Genomic DNA, 4,324 nt, shown 5'->3' on the forward strand with positions numbered 1-4,324 from the left:
CGCCGGCGGCGGCTCGATCGCCGCGGTGGACGCCGCCGGCCGCCTCACGGCCGGGCCACGCAGCGCCGGCGCGCGTCCCGGCCCGGTCTGCTACGGCCGCGGCGGCACGGAGCCGACGGTGACCGATGCCAATGCCGTGCTCGGCCGCTTCGATCCCGACTTCTTCCTCGGCGGCGCGATGAAGCTGGAACTGGAGGCCGCTCGGGCTGCCATGCAGCGCGCCATCGGCGACAGGCTCGGCCTGTCCGTCGAGCAGGCGGCCGAAGGCGTGCTGCGTGTGACCAACGCGCAGATGGCGGCCGCGGTGCGCCTCTCGCTGTTCGAGAAGGGGCTCGATCCCCGCGACTTCGCCCTGCTCTCCTTCGGCGGCGCCGGCGGCCTGCACGCCACGGAGGTCGCCGACGAACTCGGCATTGCGGAGGTGATCTTCCCACGCGAGCCCGGCACGCTCTCCGCCTATGGCATCCTGTTCTCCGACCTGGTGCAGGACCTCGCACGCTCTCGCCTCTTTCCGGCCGATGCCGCGCACCTGCCGCAGATCGCGGCGGCGCTGGACGGGCTGCGGGCCGAGGCGCTGCAGCGGCTGGTGGAGGACGGCATGCCGGAGGGCAGCCGCGCCGTGGAGCTCTCCGCCGACCTGCGCTACCGCGGCCAGGCTTTCGAGCTGCTCGTCCCCTGGCCCGAAGCGCCCGACCTGCCCGCCCTGCTGTCCCGCTTCCACGCCGCGCACCGCGCCCGCTTCTCCTACGCGGCGGAACGGGAACCGGTGGAGATCGTGACGCTGCGCGCCGCCGCGATCGGCCGCCTCGAGAAGCCGGCGGAAAGCGCGCCGCAGCCGCCGGCTGCCACCGCGACGCCCGCGACGCGTCGCGCCTGGGAAGCGGACGGCCCGCGAGACTGGCCGGTCTGGATGCGCGAGGCGCTGCGTGCGGAGGATGCGGTCGCCGGCCCTGCCATCATTGAGGAAGCCTTCGCCACCCATGTCATCGGGCGTGGCTGGACCGCGCGGCTGCACCCGGATGGCGCCATCGTTGCGCGGAGGAGCGCCTGATGCTCGGACCCATCGAGATCGAGGTCATCCGCAACGCGCTGACCGCCGCCGCAGCGGAGATGGACGTCACGGTCTGGCGCACCAGCCGCAGCACCATCGTGCGCGAGCTGCTGGACTATTCCACCGCCGTCTTCGACGCGGAGGGCCGGAACCTGGCCCAGTCCGCGCGCATCCCGAGCCACCTGAACTCCATGACGCATGCGCTGCGCACGCTGCTGGCCGAGCACGTGCCGCCGGACGCCTGGGGCGAGGGCGACGTGGTGATCTTCAACGACCCCTATTGCGGTGGCCAGCACCTGCCGGACATCCTGGCCTTCCGCCCGGTGTTCCACAACGGCCACCGGATCGCCTTCGTCGGCACGCTCTGCCACCACATCGACGTGGGCGGCCTGGCCGCCGGCAGCTATGCCGCCAAGGCCACCGAGATCTTCCAGGAAGGGCTGCGCATCCCTCCGGTCAAGCTGATCGAGGGCGGTCGGCGCAACGAGGGCGTCTGGGCGATGATCCGCCAGAACGTCCGCAAGCCCGACCTGCTGCTCGGCGACCTTTCCTCCCAGCTCGCCAGCCTCGAGGTCGGCGCGGCCGCCGTGCTGCGCGTCGCCCGCCGCTTCGGCGCGGCCGCGATGATCGAGGCCGGCGCGCGCATCCTGGACATGAGCGAGGCCGGCATGCGTGCGGCGATCGGCCGCATGCCCGACGGCACATACGAGTTCGAGGACTTCCTGGACGACGACGGCATCGCGCTCGGCCAGCCGATCCGCCTGCACGTCAGGCTGACCATCAGCGGCGAGACCGCGCATGTGGACCTCTCGGGCTGCTCGCCGCAGGCGGCCGGCCCGATCAACGCGACGCTCGCCAGCACCAATGCGGCCGTGATGTTCGCGCTGATGTGCTGCGCCGATCCCTCGCTGCACATGAGTGCCGGCTGCTATCGGCCCATCACCATCGTGGCGCCGGAGGGCCTGGTGGTGAATGCGCGCCATCCCGCCCCGGTCGCGCACCGGATCGCCGTGGGGCATCGCCTGCTGAACGCCATGATGGGCGCGCTGCACCAGGCGGTGCCCGACCTGATCCCGGCCGCCTACTACGGCAACAGCTACGTCACCACCTTCCAGACGGTGGCGGAGACCGGCGCGCGCGAGGTGCTGGTGGAGATCGAGATCGGCGGCTCCGGCGCGCATCCGTCGAAGGATGGCGTCAACGCCTATGCCGCCGGCATGCACAACAACAGCAACATCCCCATCGAGATGATCGAGGCGCAGATGCCGCTGACGGTGGTCCGCTACGGCCTGCGCGACGGCAGCGGCGGCGCCGGGCGCTTCCGTGGCGGCCTCGGCCTGATTCGCGAATGGCGCGTGGACAGCCCGCGCTGCTTCTTCACCGCCAACATGGACCGCTTCGACCACGCGCCCTACGGGCTGGCCGGCGGCGGCCCGGCGGCGCGGGGCGCCCTGGTGCTGCGGCGGGATGGGCAGGAGACGCCGATCCCGCCCAAGACCGACAACCTGCCGCTGCAGCGCAACGACGTGGTGCGGCTGGAAACCTCGGGCGGCGGCGGCTTCGGGCCGGCGGCCGAACGCGCCGCCGACGCCTCGGAACGAGACCGCCGGATGGGCTACGTCTGAAGCGCCGTCGGCTCAGCCCGGCGCCTTCAGCACATGCTCCGTAGTGTAGAGGCGCGTCGCCCGCGCCAGGAAGTGCCCGACATCGTGCACGATCGCCGCGCGCCCGGCTTCGGAGTCGAACCAGTGCGCGGTCATCGCCTCGACCGAGGGGAAATGCAGCTCGGCGATGCCCTGGAAGCGCGGCACGGGGAGCGCCGGCGGCGCCAGCTCCGCGACCCAGTCGCGCACGTAGCGCGCCATGCCGACATGCACGCGCAGCGCAAGCCCGGCATGATGCGCCCATAGTCGCTGTGCCACGGCCGGGGGCAGGTCGTCGTGGAACGTCATGAGGGAGAGAAATTTCACGCCGGGCGCGACCTGGCCGGCCGGACGCGGCAGCGCGTCCTTCTCGACCGTCTCGATCACCCGGGCCGACGCATGGAGTGGATCGCCGGCGGCCGCACCGACCCAGCCGAGCGCATCGTCCAGCACAACCGGGTCACCCCAGAGGTCCAGCACCGCGTCGAAGGCCGGCTCCACCGTCGCCGCAGGCTCGCCGGGCCGCTGCCAGGGCGGCTGCTCCGGCGTGGCGTCCACGAGATCGACGGACAATGCCTCGAGAGCGGGGACCGCCTGCCGCAGGCCGGGCCCGACGCGCGAGAGCACGTCCTGCCGGAACGCGGCTCGGTCTGCGCCTGACGGCGCGGCAAGGAACAGGCGGTGCTTGGCCATGACCGCATCGATAGCAGAGGCGTGGCCTCTTGCGTATCGACCGGCCGGTGTTGCACCGCCTATCCGGCAACGCGCTCCAGCAGGGCCATGAGGATCACCGCGACAACGGCAGTTCCCGCAATGGCCGGGAAGGCCCAGGGCAGCTGGGGCGGATGGGCGCGGTCGTGGTTGGGATGCATGATCGACATGCGGTCACGAACGCCGACCTTGAGGCGCAGTTCGGCGCGCCCGCGCATCTGTCTCCCGCGGCCTACTCGGCCGTCCAGCCGCCGTCGACAAGGAGCGAGGATCCGGTCATCAGCGCGGCGGCATCCGAGCAGAGGAACAGGATCGCCCCCATCAGGTCCTCCACCTGCCCGAGCCGTCCGAGCTTGATCTTCTGCAGCACGCTCGCCCGGAACGTCTCGTCGGCGAAGAAGGGCCGGGTCAGCGGCGTCTCGATGAAGGTGGGGCACAGCGTGTTCACGCGGATGCCGTGCGGCGCCAGGTCGATGGCCATGGCGCGCGCGATGCCCTCCAGCGCCCATTTCGACGCGCAGTACACGCTGCGCCGCGCGCCGCCGACATGGCCCATCTGCGAGGAGACATGCACGATGGCGCCCGGGATGCCCGCCGCGATCATGCCCTTCGCCACGGCCTGCGCCACGAAGAAGGCAGAGCGGACATTCAGGTCCATCACCGCGTCGAAATCCTCCACGGTCACCTCCGGGAAGGGCGCGGGACGGTTGGTGCCGGCGTTGTTCACCAGCGCATGGAACGGCCCTGCCGCGGCGATCAGCGCCTGCGCGCCGCCGAGGTCGGACACATCCATCACCAGCGCCTCGGCGGAGCCGCCCTCGGCGCGGATCGCCGCCGCCGCCTCCTCGATCTCGCTGCGGGACCGGGCGGCCAGGACGACATGCGCGCCGGCGGCGGCCAGGGCCGCGGCCGCGCCGAG

At 72.2% G+C, this 4,324-nt stretch carries 5 protein-coding genes; 2 read left to right on the forward strand and 3 right to left on the reverse strand.

Translation table 11 applies throughout. From position 1 onward, the window contains the following. Both OZN99_RS26520 and OZN99_RS26525 read left to right on the forward strand, forming a co-directional pair. The coding region (locus OZN99_RS26520) for a hydantoinase/oxoprolinase family protein (protein ID WP_270938236.1) at nt 1-1,051 on the forward strand (1,051 nt) is incomplete at its 5' end. After that, on the forward strand, nt 1,051-2,676 hold the full coding sequence (locus tag OZN99_RS26525; RefSeq protein ID WP_270938237.1) for a hydantoinase B/oxoprolinase family protein: 1,626 nt from the start codon (nt 1,051-1,053) through the stop codon (nt 2,674-2,676). The genes OZN99_RS26520 and OZN99_RS26525, both read left to right, overlap by 1 nt. Nucleotides 2,677-2,688: 12 nt before the next feature. Here OZN99_RS26525 and OZN99_RS26530 read toward each other — a convergent pair whose 3' ends face one another. The 3 genes from OZN99_RS26530 to OZN99_RS26540 form a co-directional block, all read right to left on the reverse strand. Next, the gene (locus tag OZN99_RS26530; RefSeq protein WP_270938238.1) at nt 2,689-3,387 is read right to left on the reverse strand and encodes an EthD domain-containing protein; all 699 of its coding nucleotides are present in this window, start codon (nt 3,385-3,387) and stop codon (nt 2,689-2,691) included. Nucleotides 3,388-3,446: 59 nt separating this feature from the next. Then, complete coding sequence (locus OZN99_RS26535) at nt 3,447-3,623, reverse strand: hypothetical protein (protein ID WP_270938239.1); 177 nt, start codon at nt 3,621-3,623, stop codon at nt 3,447-3,449. Between the two features lie 14 nt (nt 3,624-3,637). Then, the coding region (locus OZN99_RS26540; protein WP_270938240.1) for an SDR family NAD(P)-dependent oxidoreductase at nt 3,638-4,324 on the reverse strand (687 nt) is incomplete at its 5' end.

It is taken from the genome of Falsiroseomonas oryzae, assembly GCF_027856955.1.
Classification (GTDB): domain Bacteria; phylum Pseudomonadota; class Alphaproteobacteria; order Acetobacterales; family Acetobacteraceae; genus Falsiroseomonas; species Falsiroseomonas oryzae.

Bases quoted from the DNA above. Each gene is read 5' to 3' on its own strand.
- OZN99_RS26525 (WP_270938237.1), top strand. From the start codon at position 1,051: ATGCTCGGACCCATCGAGATCGAGGTCATCCGCAACGCGCTGACCGCC.
- OZN99_RS26530 (WP_270938238.1), bottom strand. From the start codon at position 3,387: ATGGCCAAGCACCGCCTGTTCCTTGCCGCGCCGTCAGGCGCAGACCGA.
- OZN99_RS26535 (WP_270938239.1), bottom strand. From the start codon at position 3,623: ATGCGCGGGCGCGCCGAACTGCGCCTCAAGGTCGGCGTTCGTGACCGC.